At 69.4% G+C, this 22,850-nt stretch carries 23 protein-coding genes; 14 read left to right on the forward strand and 9 right to left on the reverse strand.

Annotation, left to right across the window (positions count from 1 at the left end; translation table 11 throughout):
• Positions 1-66: 66 nt before the first annotated feature.
• Together QM708_RS01325 and QM708_RS01330 are read left to right on the forward strand one after the other, a co-directional pair.
• A complete protein-coding gene (locus QM708_RS01325; RefSeq protein ID WP_415103635.1) occupies positions 67-612 on the forward strand; it encodes an RNA polymerase sigma factor in 546 nt (181 codons plus the stop codon).
• Between the two features lies 1 nt (position 613).
• On the forward strand, positions 614-1,621 hold the full coding sequence (locus QM708_RS01330; protein WP_415103637.1) for a hypothetical protein: 1,008 nt from the start codon (positions 614-616) through the stop codon (positions 1,619-1,621).
• A gap of 216 nt (positions 1,622-1,837) precedes the next feature.
• On the opposite strand, the gene QM708_RS01335 is transcribed toward QM708_RS01330, so the two are convergent.
• Together QM708_RS01335 and QM708_RS01340 are read right to left on the reverse strand one after the other, a co-directional pair.
• Positions 1,838-3,022 carry a hypothetical protein gene (locus QM708_RS01335; RefSeq protein ID WP_415103639.1) on the reverse strand — a complete coding sequence of 395 codons (1,185 nt, stop codon included), beginning with the start codon at positions 3,020-3,022 and terminating at the stop codon, positions 1,838-1,840.
• Positions 3,015-3,548, reverse strand: coding sequence for a sigma-70 family RNA polymerase sigma factor (locus QM708_RS01340; protein WP_415103641.1), 534 nt, complete (start codon positions 3,546-3,548; stop codon positions 3,015-3,017). The genes QM708_RS01335 and QM708_RS01340 overlap by 8 nt, the downstream gene beginning before the upstream one ends.
• 316 nt (positions 3,549-3,864) lie before the next feature.
• Between QM708_RS01340 and QM708_RS01345 the strand changes: the two genes are divergently transcribed.
• The 4 genes from QM708_RS01345 to QM708_RS01360 all read left to right on the forward strand — a co-directional run bounded on the left by QM708_RS01345 (position 3,865) and on the right by QM708_RS01360 (position 6,337).
• Entirely contained in the window at positions 3,865-4,332 is a 468-nt protein-coding gene (locus QM708_RS01345) for a hypothetical protein (protein WP_415103643.1), read from the forward strand.
• A 40-nt stretch (positions 4,333-4,372) separates the two neighbouring features.
• On the forward strand, positions 4,373-4,702 hold the full coding sequence (locus QM708_RS01350) for a transcriptional regulator (protein ID WP_415103645.1): 330 nt from the start codon (positions 4,373-4,375) through the stop codon (positions 4,700-4,702).
• 121 nt (positions 4,703-4,823) lie between these two features.
• A complete protein-coding gene (locus tag QM708_RS01355; RefSeq protein WP_415103647.1) occupies positions 4,824-5,348 on the forward strand; it encodes an RNA polymerase sigma factor in 525 nt (174 codons plus the stop codon).
• A gap of 2 nt (positions 5,349-5,350) precedes the next feature.
• Entirely contained in the window at positions 5,351-6,337 is a 987-nt protein-coding gene (locus tag QM708_RS01360) for a hypothetical protein (RefSeq protein WP_415103649.1), read from the forward strand.
• A 51-nt stretch (positions 6,338-6,388) separates the two neighbouring features.
• Here the strand turns inward: QM708_RS01360 and QM708_RS01365 are convergent, their stop codons facing one another.
• A complete protein-coding gene (locus QM708_RS01365) occupies positions 6,389-7,084 on the reverse strand; it encodes a response regulator transcription factor (RefSeq protein WP_415103651.1) in 696 nt (231 codons plus the stop codon).
• A 41-nt stretch (positions 7,085-7,125) separates the two neighbouring features.
• Between QM708_RS01365 and QM708_RS01370 the strand changes: the two genes are divergently transcribed.
• Positions 7,126-7,461 carry a YnfA family protein gene (locus tag QM708_RS01370; RefSeq protein WP_415103653.1) on the forward strand — a complete coding sequence of 112 codons (336 nt, stop codon included), beginning with the start codon at positions 7,126-7,128 and terminating at the stop codon, positions 7,459-7,461.
• 48 nt (positions 7,462-7,509) lie between these two features.
• Here QM708_RS01370 and QM708_RS01375 read toward each other — a convergent pair whose 3' ends face one another.
• Positions 7,510-8,220 (reverse strand): sensor histidine kinase, encoded by a 711-nt coding sequence (locus tag QM708_RS01375; RefSeq protein WP_415103655.1) that lies wholly within the window; start codon positions 8,218-8,220, stop codon positions 7,510-7,512.
• Between the two features lie 158 nt (positions 8,221-8,378).
• Here QM708_RS01375 and QM708_RS01380 point away from each other — a divergent pair, with 158 nt between their 5' ends.
• Together QM708_RS01380 and QM708_RS01385 are read left to right on the forward strand one after the other, a co-directional pair.
• Positions 8,379-9,116: an ABC transporter ATP-binding protein gene (locus tag QM708_RS01380; RefSeq protein WP_415103657.1), complete on the forward strand. Its 738-nt coding sequence runs from the start codon at positions 8,379-8,381 to the stop codon at positions 9,114-9,116.
• The gene (locus tag QM708_RS01385; protein WP_415103659.1) at positions 9,113-10,564 is read left to right on the forward strand and encodes an FtsX-like permease family protein; all 1,452 of its coding nucleotides are present in this window, start codon (positions 9,113-9,115) and stop codon (positions 10,562-10,564) included. The genes QM708_RS01380 and QM708_RS01385 overlap by 4 nt, the downstream gene beginning before the upstream one ends.
• Before the next feature lie 188 nt (positions 10,565-10,752).
• Here QM708_RS01385 and leuD read toward each other — a convergent pair whose 3' ends face one another.
• Entirely contained in the window at positions 10,753-11,358 is a 606-nt protein-coding gene (gene leuD, locus QM708_RS01390) for a 3-isopropylmalate dehydratase small subunit (RefSeq protein ID WP_415103661.1), read from the reverse strand.
• Positions 11,359-11,361: 3 nt separating this feature from the next.
• On the reverse strand, positions 11,362-12,768 hold the full coding sequence (gene leuC, locus QM708_RS01395) for a 3-isopropylmalate dehydratase large subunit (RefSeq protein ID WP_415103663.1): 1,407 nt from the start codon (positions 12,766-12,768) through the stop codon (positions 11,362-11,364).
• A gap of 98 nt (positions 12,769-12,866) precedes the next feature.
• Here leuC and QM708_RS01400 point away from each other — a divergent pair, with 98 nt between their 5' ends.
• The 4 genes from QM708_RS01400 to QM708_RS01415 all read left to right on the forward strand — a co-directional run bounded on the left by QM708_RS01400 (position 12,867) and on the right by QM708_RS01415 (position 20,079).
• Positions 12,867-13,592, forward strand: a complete 726-nt coding sequence (locus QM708_RS01400; protein ID WP_415103665.1) for an IclR family transcriptional regulator — start codon at positions 12,867-12,869, stop codon at positions 13,590-13,592.
• Positions 13,593-13,686: 94 nt separating this feature from the next.
• On the forward strand, positions 13,687-15,606 hold the full coding sequence (locus QM708_RS01405; protein ID WP_415103667.1) for an ABC transporter ATP-binding protein: 1,920 nt from the start codon (positions 13,687-13,689) through the stop codon (positions 15,604-15,606).
• Entirely contained in the window at positions 15,603-17,366 is a 1,764-nt protein-coding gene (locus tag QM708_RS01410; protein ID WP_415103669.1) for an ABC transporter ATP-binding protein, read from the forward strand. Before QM708_RS01405 ends, QM708_RS01410 begins: the two co-directional genes overlap by 4 nt.
• 91 nt (positions 17,367-17,457) lie before the next feature.
• Positions 17,458-20,079 (forward strand): PEP/pyruvate-binding domain-containing protein, encoded by a 2,622-nt coding sequence (locus QM708_RS01415; RefSeq protein ID WP_415103671.1) that lies wholly within the window; start codon positions 17,458-17,460, stop codon positions 20,077-20,079.
• 49 nt (positions 20,080-20,128) lie between these two features.
• On the opposite strand, the gene QM708_RS01420 is transcribed toward QM708_RS01415, so the two are convergent.
• On the reverse strand, positions 20,129-20,371 hold the full coding sequence (locus QM708_RS01420; protein WP_415103673.1) for a FitA-like ribbon-helix-helix domain-containing protein: 243 nt from the start codon (positions 20,369-20,371) through the stop codon (positions 20,129-20,131).
• Positions 20,372-20,516: 145 nt separating this feature from the next.
• On the opposite strand from QM708_RS01420, the gene QM708_RS01425 reads away from it, so the two are divergent.
• Complete coding sequence (locus QM708_RS01425) at positions 20,517-21,167, forward strand: metalloregulator ArsR/SmtB family transcription factor (RefSeq protein ID WP_415103675.1); 651 nt, start codon at positions 20,517-20,519, stop codon at positions 21,165-21,167.
• Positions 21,168-21,696: 529 nt separating this feature from the next.
• Here the strand turns inward: QM708_RS01425 and QM708_RS01430 are convergent.
• Entirely contained in the window at positions 21,697-22,383 is a 687-nt protein-coding gene (locus QM708_RS01430) for an HAAS signaling domain-containing protein (RefSeq protein WP_415103677.1), read from the reverse strand.
• Positions 22,380-22,736, reverse strand: a complete 357-nt coding sequence (locus QM708_RS01435) for a PadR family transcriptional regulator (RefSeq protein WP_415103679.1) — start codon at positions 22,734-22,736, stop codon at positions 22,380-22,382. The genes QM708_RS01430 and QM708_RS01435 overlap by 4 nt, the downstream gene beginning before the upstream one ends.
• Positions 22,737-22,850 lie beyond the last annotated feature (114 nt).

Consider the following 22,850-nt stretch of genomic DNA (forward strand, 5'->3'; position numbering starts at 1 on the left):
AACGATCGCCGTAGGTATCGCCGCAGGTTCTGTCACACTCGGTGACGAACCGGACTTTTCCTTGACATGAACAACACACCCGCCCCCTCCGAGGCCGACTTCCGCGCGCTGTACGAGCGCACCTCGCCGCGGGTGTACGGCTATGTTCGCCGCCGCTGCCCCGAAAGCGACTGCGACGACGTGGTGGCGGACGCCTACCTGACCGCCTGGCGGCACTTCGGCCGGCTTCCGGACGATCCGGTCCCGTGGCTGATCGGTGCCGCGCGCAACGCGCTGGCCAACCACCGCCGCTCGACCGCCCGGCAGGTGCGGGTCAGCGATGAGCTGCGGGCAATCGATGCGGTGGCCCGGGCCGACTGCGCCGACAAGGCCGTCGCCCGCACCGACCTGCTGAACGCCCTCGCCCAGCTCAGCGAGGACGACCGGGAGATCCTGCTGCTGGCCGGCTGGGACGGACTCACCTCGCACGGCATCGCCACCGTCCTGGGCATCTCGGCGGTCACCGCACGCGCCCGGCTCAGCCGCGCGCGGCGCCGGCTTCAACGCCACTACGCGCCGCGGCCCGAGGCCCGCCCTTTCACTCCCCGTTCCCTGCTCACCGAAAGCCACTGAGATGACCAAGCCCAGCACCGACGAACTCTTCGAAGCCCTGGCCTCGCTCAAGCCCGAAACCGAGCGCACCACCCAGTCGGAGTACATCGGACGCCGCGAGACCGTGCTTCGGCGCGTCCTTCACCGGGCGGCGTCCGGCGATGCCGCGCCTGCTTCCGCTGCCCGCAAGCGGCGCCGCGCCGTGATGGCCGGCGGCCTCGCGGTGGCCCTGGTCGGCGGCGGTGCCGCGGCCTGGGCGGGCGGCCCTCAGTTTGCGCGGTGGTATTTCGAGGGAGGCGCCTCCGGCGTCACCTGCACCACCACCTGGCAGGGAATCGCCGACAATGCGCCGCGACCCGACAAGTACGGTGGCCTGTCGATGTCGTTCGACCCGATCGCCGACTGCCACCGCTACGCCGAACTCACCGGCAAGCCGCGCATCGAGGATCCGGTCGCGGTGCGGCTGTGGGACACCCTGTTCGTCGGGCCCCGCGAGGGCATGCCGTCCGATGCCGTTCCCGACAGCGAGTGGCGGCGGCCGGAGGTCTCCCCGGCGCCACCCAGAGTCATTCGCGACCAGGTCAAGGAGTGGGAACTCGACAACTCCCTGGCCGATGTCGTCGACGGGGGCAGCAGCCGGTGCTGGACGCCCGAGTCCGGGGCGGCCTTCGCTCGGGCCGAACTCGGTCGCCTAGGTTTCACCGACTGGCAGGTCACCACCCGCGCCGACCCGGAGCCACTCGACGACTGCGCATTCATGGCGGCATTCGTCCCCGGAACCGTCGAGGTCGTCCCTCAGCACACGAATGATCCATCGTCCGTGCCCCCAGGAGACCTGTCGATCAAGCTGCGCGAGCAGGTGGCCTCGGCCTGCCTGCCTCTCGATGAAGCCGCGAAGGTGGTGGACGACCTTCTCCAGGAGGAGTCCCACTACGAACCGACCTGGATCCAGCGCGACCCTGAGGCGTCCTGCACCCGGGTTGACCTGGTGCGCGGAGGCAGCCAGCAGGTCTTCCTCTACGGTCCGTGACCCACGCTGATCGCGCCAGGCCGGAGCGTCGCCCCGGGCCTGGCGCGATCGGTCGTTTTCTATGTCCAGTTGAAGGACCGGTTGTTGTGACGAGGGGAAACGCCATGGCGCCTCGATCTGGACATAGAAAACGACCATCACGCGGTCAGCACGTCTCGTCCGGGCGGGGTCTGTCAGCTGCTGAGGATGCGCACGAAGCGTGCGCCACATATCCGGCTAGGAGGGGCGCGGTGCACAGGCGTTCGAGATCTCCTCGCCCAGGAAACCGGCCTGCGTCAGCGGCCCCACCAGCAGGTCGGCACAGGTGGCCCGCGTCGGAGCGCGGAACCCGACCCCGTCGTTCAAGGCGAACCGGCAATCCCCCAGACCGGTCGGAAGCAGGACCACGCGGACAGCACCCGCGGCGTCGGTGAACCGCATCATGAACACGTCACCTTCAGGCCGGCAGTCGAGATTCTCACCGACCACATCCGTCCAGATCTGCGCGTCGAGAACTGCACCCAGCAACGCGTCCGCCTCCTCACCCACCAAGGAATAGGAGCCCGTGAGGTCCGGGCCACCCTGGCCGAGCACGTAATACCCGCAGACGGTCGCGGCCGAGGCTGCTGAGAAGTCGGTGATGCTTCCCTGCGTCGGGCGTCCCTCGGGCAATCGCACCGGGCAGCCACGTGGATCGACATCGACGACCCTCGCCGTCGCGAGGATCTCGCGCGCCAGATCCGCCTGATCGGCCGGCGCCTCGACGGTCAGGAAGGCCGCTCCGGCCACTCGGTTCACCCGGATCCATCCCTGCGCGGGTTCAGCCCCGACTCGCTCCTCGCCGTCAGCATCCTCGGGTGTCGCCCGGCGCCAGGAGAGGTGGGTCTGCCGCAAGGAGTCCGGCATCTCGCCCAAGCATAGGAGTGTGAGCACGACCCGCGATGCGGGACCGTGGTCCACGAACGGCGTACTGGGCGGCAGGTAGGAATACGGCCGCCCGGCGCCTTCGACGCACCAGTCCTTACCTGGCGCGAATCCGTACCCCCACGACTCGGGTACTTGCACGATGACATTGAGCATCGACTCCCATCGCCACCCCGCTCGTGGTGCGGGGATGGCTCCGGAGGGAGGATTCTCGCTCGGTTCGGGGGTGCTGCTGGGGGCGGGCGTCCCGATCACCCCCGGCTGACCGGCTCGCGGAATCAGCACCCCGACCAGCGGTATGCCGACGGCCACCGCGAGCACGGCGGCGACGGCGACCAGCCACGGGCGCCGTCGCCGCCCGGCCTCGGTGGTCCGGGTTGTCAGGGCTGCGGGGTCGAGCGGTGCGAAGTCGTGGTCGTCGGCGTGATCGTTCAGCGCGCGGGCGAGGGCATCCTCGGCGCGATCGCGCGCCTGATCGGGGATTCGTTCGTCACTCATGATCGGCCTCCTGAAGGCGGGTGCGCAGCCTGGTCAGCGCGCGATGCACATGACTGCGGGCGGTCGATTCGGGGCAGCCGAGCAGGCGCCCGATCTCGGCGAAACTGTGGTCGTTGTAGAAACGCAGCACGACCGCGGCGCGTTGCACCGCGGGAAGTTCACCGCACAGAGCCCAGGCGATGGTGGCGTCCACCACCGCGTCGTCAAAGCGCGGTCCGGTCTCGCGTGCGAAGTCGCCGGGTGCGGCGGTGGCCGTCGTCCGCTTCGTCCGGCGCCACCGCGACACCGAGGCGTTGACGATCGAGCGATGCACGTAGGCATCCACATCACCGGCGGCGCGGATGCGGTCGTAGCGCGGGTAGAGGCCGGCCAGGGCGTCCTGAACCGCATCACGGGCGTCCTCGGGATGGCGGGTCACCAGGTAGGCGAATCGTTGCAGCGCGACAGAACGCTCACGCACGTACTCCTCGAACGTGCGCGACCCTTCGTTCGGCTCGGCCACCGGGCGCTCCTTCAGCAGGCTCACACCCTAACCACGCACGAGCGGCCCTGTTCGTTGCAGTGTTCTGCCGGCCGGCTCGGGTCGTGCGTGGTCGTTTTCTATGTCCAGATCGAGGCGCCTGCGCGTTTCCCCTAGTCAGCAGGCCTCCCCCTTCAACTGGACATAGAAAACGACCACGCGAGCCCCGAGACGACATCCGGCGGAACCGACCAGCCCGCGCTCTCCGCACCCCAGGGCGCGGACTCCGACCCTGAGGGAACGCCCACCGACATCGAGTTACTTGAAGAGTCGTCAACAAAGTCTGATACTTGAAAGGTGTTCAAGTAACTCGGAGGTCGTCATGACTGAGCCGCAGACACCATCACCCGACGAAGCACGGGAACAGCTCGACCTGATCGCCCAGTCCCGGCGCGCCACGGCCTTGGCGACACGGCGCCCGGCGTGGATGGACGCTCTTCAAGCAGTCATCCTCGGAAGCGCCTTCGGGCTATTCGTCGCCGGGCACTTCGTCGCGGGCATCATCGCGTTCATAACGGCGATCGCGGTCGTACTCGTCGCCCAAAGGCGCCTGCGACACCGGGGAGAGCTGAACGATGGACGGGCCATCGGATACCGCTTGCTGCGCGCGGCACCCATGTACGCCGTGGTCGTCACGCTCGGGCAGATACGGCCCACCGATTGGCCCTGGTACCCAACTGCGGCGGGCTTCGTCATCGCGGCGCTCCTGTACCTGTGGCTGCGCGCAGAAGAGCGCTATCGCATCCGTCGCCTCAGCGCTGGCGACTACGGGCGATACGACGTCATATGAGCGCTCGACATGTTGACGCGAACGCGGGAACGGTGATCCGGTGAGTTGGGATCCTGTCCGGCCACGGTTCGATGAACTCATCCATGCGCCGACGCGCCTGCGGATCACCGCCGCCCTCGCAACCTCCGCCGAACTCGAGTTCAGCACCCTGGAGGAGGTACTCGGGATCTCGGTGTCGTTGCTGTCCAAGCAACTCAAGGTGCTCAGCGACGCCGGCTATGTCGTCTTGGAGAAGCGCCCGCAGCCGTTCGGCCGCCCGCGCACCTGGATCCGGTTCACCGGGCGCGGCCGGGTGGCCTACCTCAGCCATGTGGAGGCCCTGCGCCAGCTCACCACGCCCGACGCCACCCACGACCACGGTGACGGCTGACACGTCATTTCGCCTCGTGACTACCGGTGCGACCACCTCTATGACTACGGGCGTGAGGGCACCTGAGACGAAATGTGCGCCTTTCGCTGTCATGATCGGGGTTGTGCGGGCATTACCCAGTGTGAGCACCTACTCCACCGAATCGGCTTTCGCGGCCATGTTCGAGTCCACCAGCACCCGGGTGTACGGCTACGCCCGCAGGCATGTGGACGCCGACGTGACCCCGGACATCGTCAGCGAGGTCTACCTGGTCGCCTGGAAACGGCGAGGCGATCTTCCCGACCAACCGCTGCCGTGGCTGCTGGTGACCACCCGCAATGTGCTGCACCGCTACTGGCGGAACCGTTCCAAACGTCAGCGGATCACCACCCAACTCGAGAGCATCGAGGCGCTGGCCGCGATGTCGGAGGCCCCGATGGAGGATCGTCTTGCCTTGACCGACGCCTTCACCCGGCTGTCGGAGGACGATCGCGAGACGCTGCTGCTGGTCGGCTGGGACGGGCTCACCCCCAAGCAGGCCGCCGAGGTTCTCGGATGCTCTGCCAACGCGTTCGCCGCCCGGTTGTCCCGGGCGCGGCGGCGCCTATCCGCCCACACCGGCGACCGCGCCCCGCTGCGCCTGATCGCCACGCCGACAGGAGAATGACCATGGCTGACCTGATCGAACGCACCCGGCCCGCCGACCGGGCGCTGGCCGATGAATGGACGCCCGCCGCGCGCCGTGAGCTCGTCAACGAGGTGATCGCCGGACGCGCCCGTCGCGTGCCGCTACGGCGGCGCGCCTGGCCGCTGGCCGTCGCGGCGTCCGCGGCGGCGGGCGCGATGCTGGTGGTGCCGGTCACGTTTCCGGGCTGGTTCGGCGCCAATGCCGCCGCGGACGACCTCGGTCGGCTCGCCCAGTCGGCCCGTGCCCAGACCTCGCTGGGGTGGGAAGACGGGCAGTTCTTGCGGGTGGCATCGGTCGACACCATCACCGAGGCCTCCGTGACGACGTGGCGGGGCATCTACGACGACTACCACACCGCTGACGGCTGGACGTGGTCGGACCGGGTGATCAACGGCGAGGTCGAGCGGTACATCTTCCCGCCCGCCTGGGGCTGGCATCGTCCCGATTATGCGGCGGCCATGCCCGCCGAACCGCATCTGCTGGACGCGTTCCTCCGTCTCCGCGCGATGGGCTCGACCTCTCAGGACGAGGCCGTCTTCATCGCGATCGGCGACATGCTCCGCGCGGAATCGGCCCCGGTGTCCGTGCGCGTCGCGGCCATCGGCGTCCTCGGGTTGAACCCGAAGGTGACCGCCGAGCACAGCACCGATCCCGAGGGGCGTCCCGCATTGAAAGTGACCTTCGTCGACGAGGCGACGCGGCCCGGCATGCGGCAGGTGCTCTATCTCGACCCCACCTCCGGCGTGCTGCTGGCCAAGGAGTCGACGACGGAGTCTTCGCGCTACCTGTCGGTGGTCACCCGTCGTGAGGTCGTCGAGGCGCTGCCGGCCTCGCTCACCGGCACTCTGGGCTCCGACAAGGTCGAGAAGTCGTTCAGTGCAGGCAAGGTCACCACGTCGCACACCGATCGCGGTCCTGATCCCGTCCCGGTTCCCCCGCAGTCGTACCCGCCGCCGCCCAAGCGCTGAGCCACCACGGACGCTGAACGCACAAGCCCGCGCCGGGACGGCTTCGTGGCCTTACGAACCCAGGCCGGGGGTTCCGGCGTCCGACAAGAAGGCGAGGATGGCCCGGACTCGGCGATTCTCTTCGCTGGGCGCGAGGCCGAGCTTGGCGAAGATGTTGGAGACGTGCTTGGCGACCGCGGCCCCGGACAGCACCAGCTCGTCGGCGATCTGCGCGTTCGACAGGCCTCGCGCCATGAGTTCGAGCACCTCGAACTCGCGCGGGGTCAGGTCGCCCAGCCCGGAGCGCGAGGTGCGCATCATGGCCCGGGTCACTTCGGGATCGATCACCACCCCGCCGGCGGCCACCACCCGCAACGAGCCGACGAAGTCGGCGACCTGCGCGACCCGGTCCTTGAGCAGGTAGCCGGTTCCCCCGCCCGCCGCGGGCAGCGAGAACAACTGTTGGGCGTACACGGCCGCCACGTATTGGCTGAGCACCAGCACGCCCAGCTCCGGGTAGGCGGCCTTGAGGTCGAGTGCGGCCTGGAGTCCGTCGGTGGTCATGGTGGGTGGCATCCGCACGTCGGTGATCACCACGTCGGGCAACTCTCCGGACGCCGCCAGCTCGTTCACCGTCAGGCGCAAGGCGTCCGCCCGGGATTCCTGCGCGACCACCCGGAACCCTTGCCGCTCCAGCAGTCCGGCGAGTCCTTCGCGCAGCAGCGCGGCGTCGTCGGCGAGCACGAGACGGATGGGTTCTTCGGTCACGGTGCAACGGTAGCGCCGACGGCTCCTGAGAGAATGCGGGAATGGATGTGCTTCGCTCGATGGCCCTGTTCGTCCTCGCCGCGATCGCTGAGATCGGCGGCGCCTGGCTGGTCTGGCAAGGGGTGCGGGAACATCGCGGCTGGATCTGGATCGGCGCCGGTGTGATCGCGCTCGGCCTCTACGGGTTCGTCGCCACCCTGCAGCCGGACGCCAACTTCGGCCGCATCCTGGCCGCCTACGGTGGTGTCTTCGTGGCCGGTTCGCTGCTGTGGGGCATGGCGATGGACGGCTTCCGCCCGGACCGCTACGACGTCATCGGCGCACTCATCTGCCTGGCCGGGGTCGCCGTGATCATGTACTCCCCGCGCAGCGCCTGAGCCACCGTGCACTCCCGGCCCCGGCACCTCGGCTTCGCTTCTGCATCGTCACACCACCACGCCTGGTTCTCCTCGGTGCAACAACAGGGGCACGGTGGCGACCACCTGGGTCGGCCCGCCGGCCGGACTGGAGATCGTCACGTCGCCGCCGAACGCGGCGAGGCGTTCGCGCATCCCGGCGAGTCCGTGCCCGGGAACCAGCCGTGCCCCGCCCGGCCCGGCGTCCACCACCGAGACCCTCAAATGAGTGTCGGTGGCCAGCAACACGGTGATCGGCGCGCCCGGTGCGTACTTGGTGGCATTCGCGATCGCCTCGCAGGCGAAGAAGTATCCGGTCGCCAGGACGCCTTCGGGCAAGGACGGCAGCGGGTGGGGGCACACGATCCGCACCGGCGACGCGGCGCCCTGCGCCACGTCGGCCAGCGCGGCTTCGAGGCCCTGTTCGACGAGCACCTGCGGGTGGATCCCGCGCACGGTGGCCCGCAGGGAGTCCAGACCTCGGCCGAGGGCGTCCTGGGCCTCGGCCAGCAACCGGCCCAGCCACGGATCGGCGGCGACCGACGGCGCCATCCGGGCCTCGCCCAGTTTCATCAGCGCGGCCACCAGGTACTGCTGGGTGCCGTCGTGCAGGTCGCGCTCGATGCGTCGCCGCTCCACCTCATAGGCGTCCACGATGACCCGCCGCGACGCGGTCAGCGCGGCGATCTGGCGGGCCGCGTCCTGCTCAGGGTCGATCGGCCGCCGACGAAAGAAGTTCACCCCTGGCAACCTAGCCCAGACCGACGGTCTTCAGGCCGGCGTGGCCCCGTCGAAGTGACGCTGCTCCCAGCCAGACCGGCGAAAGGTAGTGCTGGCGCTACCCTCGGACCATCGTCGGCACCATGGTCGGCGCACCGATTCGGGGGTGAACTGGACTCATGATCGAACAACACCTGTCCCCCGCATCCACCCCGCCGCTGCTGCAGACCCGCGGCATCACCAAATCCTTCGGGCAGGTGAAGGCCCTCGCCGGTGTGTCGGTGTCGATCGCGCGCGGCGAAACCGTCGCCATCATGGGACCGTCCGGTTCGGGCAAGTCGACGCTGCTGCACTGCCTGTCCGGCGTGCTGCTGCCCGATCAGGGCGAGGTCGTCTTCGACGGCCAGATCGTCTCCGCGCTCAAGGACCGTCCCCGCTCGCACCTGCGCCTGTCCCGTTTCGGCTTCGTGTTCCAGGACGGCCAGCTCATTCCCGAGCTCACCGCCCGCGAGAACGTCGCGCTGCCGCTGATGCTCACCGGAACCCCGCGTGGCAAGGCGATGAACGCCGCCGACGATATGCTCGGACGCCTCGGGCTGGCCGAGTTGCGCACGCGGCGTCCAGGCGACATGTCGGGTGGCCAGGCGCAGCGGACGGCGATCGCCCGCGCGCTGGTCACCCATCCGAGCGTGGTGTTCGCCGACGAGCCGAGTGGTGCGCTCGACCAGGCGACCGGTCACGAGATGATGCAGATCCTCACCGCCACGGTGGCGATGGCCGGTGCCAGCCTGGTGCTGGTCACCCACGACATCAACGTGGCGCGCTGGTGCGGACGCCTGCTCGAGATCCGCGACGGCCTGGTGCACACCGACCGTCGCCTGGAGCCGATCGCGACCGCCGCGGAGGTGCTCCGATGACGACCACCGCCGTCCGGACGCCCGCGGCGTCCACCCCGCCGGCCGGCAGCCTCGCCGACCTGGCGCTGCGCCTGACCGGTGCCCGGTTGGCGATGCGCGAGGGCGAGGGACTGCTCTACCTGGCCTCGGTCGCCGCGTTCGCGGTCAGTTCGGCGCTCGCGCTGACCGTCGCCGGCGGAACCTGGATGTTCGTCCAGCGCTATATCAACCCCACCGGCGTTCACGCCGAACTCATCGCGGGCGACCGCACCTTCGAGTCGATGCTGTCGTTCTACGTGATGCTCGCCGTCGTCGCGTGCGCACTGCTGCTGCCCGCCATGGCCGGGCTGGCTTCCGGAGCGGCCGTGCTGGGTGCCCGCGGCCGTGACCGCCGTCTCGCCGTGCTGCGCCTGGTCGGGTTGTCCTCCTCGGACGTCACCAGGATGTCGCTGATCGACACCGCGATCCAGGCGGTGGCCGGCATCGCGATCGGGCTGGGGCTCTACCTGGCCACGCTCCCCGCCTGGGGACACCTGACCATGCAGGCGATGCCCGTCCGCCCCAGTGAGATGCTGCTGCCCTGGTGGGGGTCGCTCGCCGTGTGCGCGGCCACTTTTGCCACCGGCATGTTGGCCGCGGCGTGGGGTCTGCGCCGGGTCAGGATCTCGCCGCTGGGGGTGTCCAAGCGAGCCAACAGCCCCGCGATGAAGGCCTGGCGCGCCGCGCTCTTCGTCGTCGTGGTGGTGCTCGCGGTGATCGCGATGCAACTGCTCAACCTGAACGGGATCGTGCCCGCCCTGATCTTCGGCGGCATCATGCTGGCCGTCATCTGGGTGTTCAACCTGTTCGCGGCCTGGTTGCTGCAGTTGCTCGCCGCAGGCCTGGCCCGGACGCCGAACACGACCGCGATGTGGGCCTCGCGCCGGGTTCAGGCCGACGCCAAGGCCACCTGGCGGCGTGTCTCCGGGCTCGGCCTGCTGTCGCTGATCGGCGGCTTCATGGCGGTCATGCCGTTCAGCGCGGGCGAGGGTATGAACTCGGCCGAGCAGGCCTTCGCAGACGCCATCACCTGGGACCTCAACAAGGGCACCATCATCACCCTCGGCGTGGGTTTCGCGCTCACCGCGATGACGGTCTTCATCGCCCAGGCGTCCTCGGTGCTGGAGCGCGCCGAGCAGACCCTCGCCTTGGCCAATATGGGTGCGCCGCGCCGGTTCATCACCCGGGTGATGTGGTGGGAGACCCTCGCCCCGCTGGTGGTGGCCGTCGTCCTGGGTGCTTCGCTCGGCATGCTGCTGTCGATGCCGATGCTCGCGGTGGCGACCAAGATGGGGGTCGAGAGCTGGACGGGGCTCACCGTGATGGGCTGCGTGCTCGCCGCAGGCATCGGGCTCACCGTGATCGCGTTGGGCGCCTGCACCCCGCTGCAGTCCCGCGTCCTCAACACCCACGAGCGCCGCAACGACTGACGTTGCCGGGAAGAACGTACTGCTCAAACTCGAGAGCCCGCCGAAAACCTCGGTCCGACTGAAGTTCTTGGGCGTCTGAGATCGTTGAACAGTACGTTTTGCCCACGAACACGCCCAGCCCGCGCCCGGGCATGCGAGAACCCCCGCCCACACCGGACGGGGGTTCTCGCCTAGATCAGCCGAAAAGCTCAGCCGGCAGTACGTGCCGGCAGGGTCTTCACCTTCCAGGACGGGCGCGAGGCCTCGTAGGCGGCGATGGCATCCTCGTGCTGCAGGGTGAGGCTGATGTCGTCCAGGCCGTTGAGCAGGCGGTGACGGGTGTAGTCGTCGATCTGGAACTCATAAGACTGATCGCCGGCGGTCACCGTCTTGTCGACCAGCGACACGGTCAGCTCAGCGCCCGGGGTCGCCTCCAGGTAGGCCCACAGCTCTTCGACGACGTCCTGGTCGACGCGGGCGACCAGCAGGCCGGCCTTGCCCGAGTTGCCGCGGAAGATGTCGCCGAAGCGCGAGCCGATCACGACCCGGAAGCCGTAGTTTTGCAGCGCCCAGACGGCGTGCTCGCGCGAGGAGCCGGTGCCGAAGTCAGGTCCGGCGACCAGCACCGAGCCGGCGCGGTAGGCGTCCTGGTTGAGCACGAACTCGGGATCGTTGCGCCACGCAGCGAACAGCCCGTCCTCGAACCCGGAGCGGGTGACCCGCTTCAGGTAGACGGCCGGAATGATCTGGTCGGTGTCGACGTTGGAGCGGCGCAGCGGGACGCCGATGCCGGTGTGGGTGGTGAACTTCTCCATGGCCTACTTCTCCTCCAGGTCGGCGGGCGAGCTCAGGGTGCCGCGCACGGCGGTGGCGGCCGCGACGGCGGGCGAGACCAGGTGGGTGCGTCCGCCCTTGCCCTGGCGTCCTTCGAAGTTGCGGTTCGAGGTGGACGCCGAGCGCTCGCCAGGCTTGAGCTGGTCGGGGTTCATGCCCAGGCACATCGAGCAGCCGGCCTCGCGCCATTCGGCGCCGGCGTCCTTGAACACCGAGTCGAGCCCTTCGGCCATCGCCTGCAGGCGGACCCGGGCCGAGCCGGGAACGACCATCATCCGGACGCCGTCGGCCACCTTGCGGCCGGCGATGACGGACGCCGCGAGGCGCAGGTCCTCGATGCGGCCGTTGGTGCAGGAGCCGAGGAAGACGGTGTCGACCTTGATGTCCTTCATCTTGGTGCCGGCCTTGAGGTCCATGTATTCCAGGGCCCGCTCGGCGGCGGCGCGGTCGACCGGATCGGCGAAATCTTCAGGAGCCGGGACGGCCTCGCCCAGGCCGATGCCCTGGCCGGGGTTGGTGCCCCAGGTCACGAACGGGGTCAGCTGGGCGGCGTCGATGATCACCTCGGCGTCGAAGACGGCGTCGGGATCGGTCTTGAGCGTCTTCCAGTACTCGACGGCGGCGTCCCACTCCGCACCCTCTGGGGCGTGCGGGCGTCCCTTCAGGTAGGCGAAGGTGGTCTCGTCCGGCGCGACCATGCCGGCCTTGGCGCCCCACTCGATGCTCATATTGCAGATGGTCATCCGGCCTTCCATCGACATCTTCTCGATGGTGCTGCCGCGGTATTCGACCACGTAGCCCTGGCCGCCGCCGGTGCCGACCTTGCTGATCAGCGCCAGGACGACGTCCTTGGGGGTGACCCCGTCGGGCAGGTCACCGTCGATGGTGACGGCCATCCGCTTGGCGGGCATCTGGTTGAGGGTCTGGGTGGCGAGCACGTGCTCGACCTCGGAGGTGCCGATGCCGAAGGCGAGCGCGCCGAACGCGCCGTGGGTCGAGGTGTGCGAGTCGCCGCAGACGATGGTCATGCCGGGCTGGGTGACGCCGAGCTGCGGGCCGATGATGTGCACCACGCCCTGGTCCTTGTCGCCCAGGCTGTGGATGCGGACGCCGAACTCGGCCGCGTTCTTGCGCAGCGTGTCGACCTGCAGCCGCGAGACCGGGTCGGCGATCGGCAGCAGGATGTTCTCGGTCGGAGTGTTGTGGTCCTCGGTGGCCAGGGTCAGATCCGGACGCCGCACCTGCCGGCCGGCCAGCCGGAGGCCGTCGAACGCCTGCGGGCTGGTGACCTCGTGGACGAGGTGGAGGTCGATGAACAAAAGGTCCGGCTCGCCCTCGGCTCGCCTGACGACGTGCGCCTCCCAGACCTTGTCGCTGAGGGTTTTACCCATGCTCTACCCCTTCTATGCTCCGGTGCGAAAATGTCGCATAATCGAAGTTAGGTCGCCGAAGACTTGCATGTCAAAGTTTGAGACGGCAGTATCAAACTATGGACAGTAATTCCGGCGTCGGCGTCCTCGACAAGGCAGCGCAGGTGCTGACTGCGCTCGAACAGGGCCCGACCACCCTCGCCGGCTTGGTGACCGCTACCGGTCTCGCACGCCCCACCGCTCATCGCCTCGCCGTCGCGCTCGAACATCATCGCCTGGTCAGCCGCGACCTTCAGGGCCGTTTCGTGCTCGGCCCACGCCTCACCGAGTTGGCCTCGGCCGCCGGCGAGGACCGCCTGCTCGCCACGGCGGGCCCGGTGCTCGCCCGGCTGCGCGACATCACCGGCGAATCGGCGCAACTCTTCCGCCGTCAAGGCGAGTTCCGCATCTGCGCGGCGACCGCCGAGCGCCCGGCCGGCCTGCGCGACACCGTGCCGGTCGGCACCCAGCTCACCATGAACGCCGGATCGGCCGCCCAGGTGCTGCTCGCCTGGGAGGATCCCGAGCGCATCCAGCGCGGCCTCAACAACGCCACCTTCTCGGCCGTCGCGCTGTCGACCGTCCGCCGCCGCGGCTGGGCGCAGTCGGTCGCCGAGCGCGAGGCGGGCGTCGCGTCGGTGTCGGCGCCGGTGCGCTCCCCCGCGGGCAAGGTGATCGCTGCGGTCAGCGTGTCGGGGCCGATCGAGCGGCTCTCCCGCCAGCCCGGACGCCAACACGCTCCCGCGGTGATGGCCGCCGCCGAGCGCCTCTCCGAGGTCTTGCGCCGCGCCAGCGGCGACCACTGAGATCAGTTCGGCTGTTTTGCCAACGTAAGCGTTTCCAAAATGTAGTCTGAGTGTGCGCGGCCGGGTCGGTCGCGCTCGCGAAGGGGATGGAAACGTGACGACGGTCGTCCAAGCCGAAGGAACACCCACGACGTCGCAGCCTCCGCCGGGGCCCGGCCCGGAACGGCGGACGCCCCACCAGGCGCTGATGCAGGTGATCAAGCCGGTGCGGGGGCGCCTGATCGCCTCGGTGCTGCTGGGCGCGCTGGGTGCGGTGTTGCGGGTGGTCGCCCTGGTGGCGAGCGGCCTGCTGGTTCGTCAGTTGGTCGACGGGGCGGACGCCGCGTCCGTCGCCTGGTGGGTGGGCGGCATCATCGCCGCGATGGCCGGATCGGCCGCCGCGACCACCCTCGGCAGCGTTGTCTCGCACAAGGCCGCCTTCGACCACGAGTCGATGATGCGCCGCGCGATCAGCACGCATCTGGGCCGGCTACCGCTCGGCACGGTGCAGGGCCTGGGCGCGGGCGGGGTGAAGAAGATCGTCCAGGGCGATGTGCGCGGCATGCATGCCGCCATCGCTGACGCCCCGTCCATGCTCGGCCTGGGGATCGGCGGCGTGGCTGCCTCGCTGATCGCGATCGGCGTCATCGAATGGCGGCTGCTGCTCGTGGTGCTGACGATCCTGCCGCTGACGGCGCTGGTCGCCCGGATCGCCATGAAGGACTACGCCACCGAACGCCAGGCCTACGACCGCTCGCTGGAACAGATCGACGCCGCCAGCATCGAGTACGTGCAGGGCATGCAGGAGGTGCGCACCTTCGACGGCGGCTCGGAATCGTTCGGCCGCTACGCCGAACGCATCCGCGCGTTCACCCAGCACCTGACCGCCTGGAACGATCGCACCAAGGGCGGCGCACTCGGCATCCGGCTGCTGGTCGGCCCACTGCCGGTCACCGTCCTGGTCGCGGCCGGCGGCTTCGCGATGTCCTCGGCGGGCTGGATCGACCCGATCTCGGTGGTGGTCGTGCTGCTGCTCGCCTCGATGCCGGTCGACTCGTTCTCGCCGCTGATGTTCATGGTCGACCATCTGCAAAAGGCGACCGCGGCGGCGCTGCGGATCACCCAGATCCTCGACCTGCCGGCCTTGCCGGAGGCCGAGCAGCCGAAGATCCCGGTGGGCGGGGCCGTCCGGCTCGACGAGGTCACCTTCTCTTATGCCGCCGACCGCGCGCCCGCGCTGCGGGACGTCACCATCGATATTCCCCACGGCAGCATCTGCGCGCTGGTCGGGCCCTCGGGGTCGGGCAAGTCGACGGTGGCCCGGCTGGTGCCGCGCTTCTTCGACGTCACCGCCGGCCGGATCACTGTGGGCGGCGTGGACGTGCGCGACATCGCGCCGGACGTCCTGCTGCGGCACATCGCGCTGGTCTTCCAGGATCCGTTCCTGCTGCATGCCAGCATCCGCGACAACCTGACCCTGGGCGTCCCTGACGCGACGGACGCCGACATCGAGCGTGCCTGCCGCGCGGCCCGCATCCATGACGAGATCCTGGCCCTGCCTGAGGGCTACGACACCGTGGTCGGCGAGCGCGGGGCGTCCCTGTCGGGCGGCCAGCGCCAGCGGGTCACCGTCGCGCGAGCGTTGCTGTCGGACGCCGCGATCGTGATTCTCGACGAGGCCACCGCCTTCGCCGATCCCGAGAACGAGGCCGCGATCCAGGACGCGATCGCCGAACTCACCCGCGGCCGCACCGTGATTATCGTCGCGCACCGGTTGAGCACCATCGTGGACGCCGACCAGATCGTCGTCCTCGACCAGGGCCGTGTCGCCGAGAGCGGCACGCACGCCGAGCTGGTGGGCAAGGGCGGACGCTATTCCCGCTTGTGGGATCGGCATCTCCGCGCTCAGGGCTGGGGACTCAATCACGCCCGGCCCGGCACGCCCACAGGGCAGACCGCGGGCTCTGCGATCCAGCCCGCAGCGTCCGCAGTTCAGCCCGCGGCGTCCGTCGACGAGAACGGAGCACCGGCATGAGGCGGATCATCGCGATGATGGGTCAGGCGGCCGGGCCGTACCGTCCGCAATGGAACCGGGCCGTGGTCATCACCGTGTTCGGCGCGCTGGCCAACGGGCTGACGCTGGTGCTGCTGCTGCCGATGGTGGTGTCGCTGCTGTCGGGTGACACCGCGACCGGCTGGTGGCTGGTGGGCGCGATCGCGGCGCTGATGATCGCCGAGGGCTTCCTGCGGGTGGGCGAGTTGGGCTTCTCCTACAACCTCTACCCCACCCTGATGGAGGACATCCGGTTGCGGCTCGGTGAGCATCTGCGCCGGATTCCGGCCGAGGAGTTGGCGCTGCGCCGCTCGGGCGGGCTGTCGACCACGCTCAACCAGGACGTCACCAACAGCATGCTGTCGGTCAGCGAGGTGGCGTCGCTGTTCCTGCGGCTGATCGTGATCCCGCTCGGTTTCGTGATCGCGCTGATCGTGATCGATCCGCGCCTGCTGTTGGGCGCGATTCTCGGCGCGGTCGTGGTGGCGTTCACGCTGGCTCGGCAGAACGCGGTGACGGCCCGGTCGCAGCCGGCGATCGCGCGGGCGGACGCCGAGACCGCCGACCGGATCGTCGAATACGTGCAGGGCCTGCCCGTGCTCAAGGCGGCAGGCCAGGTCGGCGACCGTTCCGAGCGGCTGGTCGCGGCGATGCATGCGCAGGGACGCGCGCTGCGGGCGTCCATCGACCAGGCGTCCTTCGCGCTGACCGGCGCGGCGATCGGCGCCAATCTCGCCGTCGCCGGTGTGGTGGCGGTCGGGGCCTCGCTGGTGTTGGGCGCGGAGTTGTCGCCGGTGATGGCCGCCGCGGTGGTGGTGGCCGCCGCCGGGCTGGCCGAACCGCTGGCGCGCGCCGCGGCGCTCACCTCGGTGTTCGAGGTGGCCGAGGCCGCGATGGGCCGGATCAACGACGTGCTGGCCATCGCGCCGCTGCCCACCCCCGAGACGCCGGCGGTGCTGACCGCGCACCACATTGCCTTCGAGAACGTCAGCTTCAGCTATCGCGGCGCCGTGGCGCCCGCGATCCAGGACGTGTCGGTGAATATCCCGGCCGGCTCGCTGACCGCGTTCGTCGGCCCGTCCGGCGGCGGCAAGACCACGATGACCCGGCTGATCGCACGCTTCGCCGACCCCCAGCAGGGCCGGGTGCTGATCGGCGGCACCGACATCCGTGAGGTCACCGAGCGCGAGCTGATGCGGCACATCGCGGTGGTGTTCCAGGATGTGCACCTGTTCGACGCGTCCATCTTCGACAACGTCGCGATGGCCCGGCCTCAGGCGTCCGAACAGGAGGTGCTGGACGCGCTCGAGGCCGCCAACTGTGGCGAACTGCTGGCGCGGCTGCCCGACGGCGCGCACACCCGGGTCGGCGAGGTGGGCAACCAGTTGTCCGGGGGCGAGCGGCAACGGGTCGCGATCGCGCGGGCGCTACTCAAGGACGCCCCGATCGTGCTGCTCGACGAGCCCACCTCGGCGCTGGACACCGAGTCGGAGGTGATGGTGCAAGAAGCCATCGACCGGCTCGTGCGCGACAAGACGGTGGTGGTGATCGCGCACCGGCTCTCCACCGTGGTGGCCGCCGACCAGATCGTGGTGCTGGACGCCGGACGCGTCCGCGAGATCGGCGATCACACCTCGCTGCTGGCCTCCGGCGGCCGCTATGCCGCGATGTGGGCGGCGCAAACCCGGGCGCGCGGCTGGACGCTGGCGCAAGACGCGCTCGCTCACCAGACCTCCGTCTAGAAGATGTGCGCACTCCAGTAAAAGATGTGCGCGCACCGGCGGCGCGACGGCTCTGGGCGGGCGTAGGCTCGGGAGGTCGAAGGAGTTTGCGATGAACTGGATCGCCCCGCTGCACACCCTCACCCGCGACGACCTCGCCACGGCCGGCGGCAAGGGGGCGAACCTGGGCGAGTTGGTGCGCGCCGGGTTCGACGTTCCCGACGGCTTCGTGGTCACCACCGCCGCGTACAACGCCTATGTTGGCGAAGCTGGCATCGCAGATGCCTTGCGCGACACGGTCGCCCACAGCGACGCGGCGCCGGACGGTGTACCCACCGGTGCGTGGCCCTCATCCGCTGGTGACGACCACCCGCAGGACGGCGCAGCGGCACGCGCACTGTTCGATCACCCGATTCCCGATGACCTGGTCGCCGCGATCACCGAGGCGTACCGGGCGCTCGGATCGCCCGTGGTCGCGGTCCGGTCGTCCGCAACCGCCGAGGACTTGGCGGACGCCTCGTTCGCCGGCCAGCAGGACAGCTATCTCGGCATCGACGGCGAGGACGCCCTGCTCGATGCGGTGCGCCGTTGCTGGGCCTCCTTGTGGACCGATCGCGCCATCGCCTACCGCGCCAAGGCCGGCATCGGCCACAACGGCGTCAGTCTGGCGGTGGTCGTCCAGCGGTTGGTGGACGCCGATGCCGCCGGCGTCCTGTTCACCGCGAATCCGGCCAATGGACGCCGCCACGAGTCGGTGATCAATGCCGCATTCGGCCTCGGCGAAGCCGTCGTGGGCGGCGAGGTCACCCCCGATGAGATCGTCCTCGACGACGGCCAGGTCATCCGGCGGACCGTGGCCGACAAGGCGGTTCACACCGTGCGCGACGAACACGGCACCCACGCCGAGCCGCTGACCGGGCCGCGGCGCACGGCGTCCGTCTTGAACGACGAACAGGCCGAACGGCTCGCCGCGCTCGGGCGCCGGGTGGCCGAGCATTTCGGCGCCCCGCAAGACATCGAATGGGTGCTGGCCGGGGACCAGTTCTGGTTGACCCAAAGCCGGCCGATCACCGCGCTGCCCCAGCCGACCGGACCGATCCCAGACGAGTGGCCGACCGAGCGCACCGACGGCATGTACATGCGGGCGTCCATCGTCGAGCAGATGCCCGACCCGCTGTCGCCGCTGTTCGCCGACCTGATCCAGGCCGGAGTGGCGGCCTCGCTGCGCACGATGATGGGACGCTATTTCGGCCGCGACATCCTGCGGGACGCGGACACCGATTTCCCGATGGTCAACGGGTTCGCCTACTACTTCTATTCGACGAAGGCGATGGGCCGGATGATGCGGTTCGCGCCGTCCGCGATGAAGGTCGTCGTCCGCAGCGATGGGCCGATGAACGGGATCACACTCTGGCGCGAGACCGGACGCCCCGGCTATCAGAAAGCGGTGGCGGACTGGTCCGCACGCGATGCCGGCACCCTGCCGGCCACCGAACTGCTCACGGGTGCCGCAGCGTTGGTCGCGGCGGGGAGCGACTATTACACCTATGTGCAGGCGGTGATCCCACAGGCGGCCATGCCGGAGATCATGTTCACCCGGCTCTATCACGCGTTGGTGCCCGGACGCCCCGGCACCGACAAGCCGCCGGCGCTGACGTTCCTGCTCGGGTTCGAGTCGACGCCGATCCGCGCCGAGCGCTCGCTGTTCGCGCTCGCGCAGTGGTGCCGCGCCACGCCCGGTGTCGCCCGTGCCGTGCTCGACGGACGCCCGCTACCCGCCGCCTACGCCGCCGACTTCGGCGAACGCCTCGCCCGTCACCTGGACCGCTTCGGTCACCTCACCTATAACCTTGACCTGATGCAGCCGGTCGCGGCCGACGATCCGGCCCCGGTGATGGCCGCCTTGAAGCATGCGGTGGCAGGCAAAGCCGCCGATCCGGACGCCCGCCTGACCCACCTGGCCTCGGAGCGGCGCCGGGCGATGCGCTGGCTGGATGACCATCTCGATCCCGTCCGCCGCCGGATCCTGCACGGATGGCTGGAGAAGGCGCACCGTCTCGGTCCGCTGCGCGAGGACGCCCTCGCCGATATCGGCCTGGGCTGGCCGTGCGCGCGGCGCCTGCTGCGCGAGCTGGGACGCCGCCTGGCCGAGGCGGGGGTGATCGCCGACCGTGACGACGTGTTCTGGCTGACCAGGGCAGAAGCGGACGCCGCGGCGTCCGCCTTGGATGCAGCAGAGGCTCACATCGCCGCGCTCACCGACGAAGTCGAGCGCCGCAAGGAGGTGTGGCGCGGACGGCGTCTGGCGACTCCGCCCGGATGGCTGCCCGAAACCGGCTTCTACTACACGCTCTTCAAGCGATTCATGCCGAGCAACACCGAGGAACAGTCGGGACCCACCTTGACCGGTCTCGGCGCCAGCGCCGGGCGCGCGACCGGCCCGGCGCGAGTGCTGCGCGGTCCCGAGGACTTCGCCGCCATGCGCCCCGGCGATGTGCTGGTGGCCCCGATCACCACACCGGCGTACACACCGTTCTTCGCGATGGCGTCCGCGGTGGTCACCGACATCGGCGGACCGCTGTCGCACAGCTCGATCGTCGCCCGCGAATACGGCATCCCCGCCGTGCTCGGCACCGGATCCGCGACCCGCCGCATCCACGACGGCGACATGATCACCGTCGACGGCGAACGCGGCATCGTCCACCTCGATCAGGAGGATTCTGCCTCTCGCTGAAGCACGATGGCCTCCGACGGCGAGGCGCGTAGCCCCAACGGAGAACCGGTCAGCGCGGCGGTGCGTCGAAGTCCACGGCTCGGGCTCGATCCGTACGATCGGGCACCGGGAGTCCGTCGACGCCACCGATTTCCTGGACGGCGCGCAGGAGGCTCAGCCCGATATGCGGACGCGTCGCCTTGGTCAGGATCTCCCGGATCTCCGCCTCCAACGACCGGCCGTGCGCCTTCGCCTGCGCAGCCAGTTGCCTCTTCACGGACTCATCGAGCCCCCGTACAACGATGGACGCCATCACCGTCACCTCCTGGGCTGGCTTCCGCCCACGATAGCCCTGACCTGCCGTGGCTCAACGGCGCCGCATACGGGCGGCGTGCGAACCGTTGAGGGGTGCTCGCGGGAGTTTGTGGATAATTTCATACCCATCTAACGTTAGACATATGTCGAACTTCACCGACTCCGCTGATCTGGAAGCACGGGTGCGCCTGCTGAAGACGATCGCGGACGCCACCCGCCTGCGCATCCTCGGCCTGCTCGCCGGGCACCCCCACTCGGGTCGCGAACTGGCCGACGCATTGGGCCTCAGCGCCCCCACCGTCAGCCACCACATGCAGCGACTCACCGAGGTCGGCGTCGTGACGGTGACCCCCGATGCGACCCGGCGGATCTACGCCCTCAACGATGCGCTCCTATCCGACATCCAGGGCCGGACGCCGGCGTCCACCGCCCCCGACCTCCTGGACGCCGACCCTGACCACGCGCGTACGGTGCGGATCTTCTTCGACGGCCCGCAGCTACGCCAGATCCCGGCCAAGCGGAAAGCCCGGGTTTCGGTGCTGCTGGAACTGCTGCGACGCTTCGACCCCACTCGCAGCTACACCGAGCCCGAGGTGAACGCGGTACTGCGCGAAGCCCACGACGATGTCGCGACCCTGCGCCGCGAGTTGGTCGACTACCGTTACCTCGTCCGCGAGGCAGGCGTCTACCGAGTGAACCCCACCACACCGGAGCGCGACGCAAACGAGTCACAAGAAGTCCCGCGCGGCGAAGAGGCCTGGCTCGTCGCCCTGATCCGATCGGCGACGCGCTGACTGACGGCCAGTCGCGGACGAACCATAGGGACCTTCGCTGCGCGGTCAGCCGTTGAGGCGAACCACCTGGATCGCATCTTTGGCACAGATCCCGGCATGAATCGCACCCCTGCGGCGACCGCGTGACGGGTGACGCCCAGCGGACTGATTCACCTCCGCCGAGGTCCAAATACTCCTCAGCCTTCCCCAGGAAGCTGCGCGCGTGGTTGCGCTGTTCCAGCGTGGCCATCACGCAACCGCCGACCGAGTGTTCGGGATCGCTCCATGGAGAGCAACGCACCAGCGAGGACGTCCTCGATCACCGGCTCCTCACGACCACCGGCAAGCCGCACAAACTCGTCCGGCTCGAATTCGCCCCCGCCAGCCCCTTTGCCGCCACATTCGCGAGAATCGACCACTCGACGGTGCCGGCCCCGGGGTCACGGCCCGCCGAGTGGTCGATCCTTGCGAGCTCCGATCTAGATTCAGCGGTGGCACAACGCCAACGCACAACCGGAGCGCTGACGCAGGCAAGGCCCGCCAGCGGCCCTTACTCACCCCTGTCGCGACCGCGAAGAAACGACCTCACCAGTCCGACGAGCGCCAACACGGCCGGAACGAGGCCGACCAGCAACCCCGCGACGGGCGCGGTGAAAAGCACGTTTCCTACCCATGCCACGACCCAGGGCCATAGCGGCAACGTGGTGCCGACCACCTTCCACCCCACCCGCCAGCCGGGACTCGCCCAGACCAAGATGATCACCGGAATCCACGCCCACGAGGTCAGGAGAACCAGCAAGAGCGACAACTCGGCCTGGTTCAGGGCCATGCCCGCGGGACCCGGGGCGGGCATTTCCGGCGCCAACGCCACATTCATGGCCAGGCAGAACACGAGCAGTACGGTCACAACAACCGGCACCCATCTCCGCCGCAGCACAGGCGCAGAGCCCGACCCCACCGCTACCATCGGAGCTAATACACCTCTGGCAATAACAGACGGAAACCCGACAGCATCTCCGGGCAAGGCTTGGCGCGCGACGGCGTCCGGGCTGCCGAGGCCGCGCAGGATGGTCGCGATGTCGGTGTCGGTCGCCGGGCCGGGTAAGTCGGCGAGTTGGGCCTCGATGTGTTCGCGGATGCCGGCGACGATCTCGATCCGGTCCACCGGCTCGGCGGGCGCGAGAAGTTGGGCGAGTTCGTCGAGGTACAGCTCGGCGGGTCGGGGCAGCGTGGTCATGAGTCGCCTCCGTCGGGAAAGGGTGGGGTGGCAGCGTCCACGGCGTCGCGGAACGGCTTCCAGGTCGCGCGGAAGCCGGCGAGCGCGGTGCGGCCTTTGGGTGTGATCTCGTAGTAGCGGCGGGGTGGGCCGGAGGTCGACTCCTCCCAGGAGGTCTCCACCCAGCCCGACTTTCGCAGCCGTGCGAGCAGTGGGTAGAGGGTTCCTTCGCTCGACATCAGCAGTCCATCAACCGTCAAGCGCCGGGCGATGTCGAGCCCGTACAGCCGCTCCGAGGCGAGCAGGCCCAGGACGCAGTACTCCAGCGTTCCCCGGCGAAGATTCACCAGGATGCTGTCGTCGACGGGTACCATGCGAGACACGCTAGCAGACGATCCCCTGCACCAGACCACCGAGGACGCCGGCGACGATCGGGCTCACCTGTGGTCGTTCTCAGAGTGCTCGCCAGCCGGATTCGACGGAAGGAC

Source organism: Propioniciclava sp., assembly GCF_047602245.1.
GTDB lineage: Bacteria > Actinomycetota > Actinomycetes > Propionibacteriales > Propionibacteriaceae > Propioniciclava.

What these genes read in the sequence shown, in the direction of transcription:
- QM708_RS01415 (WP_415103671.1), top strand. Translation starts at nt 17,458, where the DNA reads ATGAACTGGATCGCCCCGCTGCACACCCTCACCCGCGACGACCTCGCC.
- QM708_RS01435 (WP_415103679.1), bottom strand. Translation starts at nt 22,736, where the DNA reads ATGGTACCCGTCGACGACAGCATCCTGGTGAATCTTCGCCGGGGAACG.
- QM708_RS01430 (WP_415103677.1), bottom strand. Translation starts at nt 22,383, where the DNA reads ATGACCACGCTGCCCCGACCCGCCGAGCTGTACCTCGACGAACTCGCC.
- QM708_RS01335 (WP_415103639.1), bottom strand. Translation starts at nt 3,022, where the DNA reads ATGAGTGACGAACGAATCCCCGATCAGGCGCGCGATCGCGCCGAGGAT.
- QM708_RS01325 (WP_415103635.1), top strand. Translation starts at nt 67, where the DNA reads ATGAACAACACACCCGCCCCCTCCGAGGCCGACTTCCGCGCGCTGTAC.
- QM708_RS01410 (WP_415103669.1), top strand. Translation starts at nt 15,603, where the DNA reads ATGAGGCGGATCATCGCGATGATGGGTCAGGCGGCCGGGCCGTACCGT.
- QM708_RS01360 (WP_415103649.1), top strand. Translation starts at nt 5,351, where the DNA reads ATGGCTGACCTGATCGAACGCACCCGGCCCGCCGACCGGGCGCTGGCC.
- QM708_RS01400 (WP_415103665.1), top strand. Translation starts at nt 12,867, where the DNA reads ATGGACAGTAATTCCGGCGTCGGCGTCCTCGACAAGGCAGCGCAGGTG.
- leuC (WP_415103663.1), bottom strand. Translation starts at nt 12,768, where the DNA reads ATGGGTAAAACCCTCAGCGACAAGGTCTGGGAGGCGCACGTCGTCAGG.
- QM708_RS01380 (WP_415103657.1), top strand. Translation starts at nt 8,379, where the DNA reads ATGATCGAACAACACCTGTCCCCCGCATCCACCCCGCCGCTGCTGCAG.
- QM708_RS01370 (WP_415103653.1), top strand. Translation starts at nt 7,126, where the DNA reads ATGGATGTGCTTCGCTCGATGGCCCTGTTCGTCCTCGCCGCGATCGCT.
- QM708_RS01425 (WP_415103675.1), top strand. Translation starts at nt 20,517, where the DNA reads ATGTCGAACTTCACCGACTCCGCTGATCTGGAAGCACGGGTGCGCCTG.
- QM708_RS01420 (WP_415103673.1), bottom strand. Translation starts at nt 20,371, where the DNA reads ATGGCGTCCATCGTTGTACGGGGGCTCGATGAGTCCGTGAAGAGGCAA.
- leuD (WP_415103661.1), bottom strand. Translation starts at nt 11,358, where the DNA reads ATGGAGAAGTTCACCACCCACACCGGCATCGGCGTCCCGCTGCGCCGC.
- QM708_RS01385 (WP_415103659.1), top strand. Translation starts at nt 9,113, where the DNA reads ATGACGACCACCGCCGTCCGGACGCCCGCGGCGTCCACCCCGCCGGCC.
- QM708_RS01345 (WP_415103643.1), top strand. Translation starts at nt 3,865, where the DNA reads ATGACTGAGCCGCAGACACCATCACCCGACGAAGCACGGGAACAGCTC.
- QM708_RS01330 (WP_415103637.1), top strand. Translation starts at nt 614, where the DNA reads ATGACCAAGCCCAGCACCGACGAACTCTTCGAAGCCCTGGCCTCGCTC.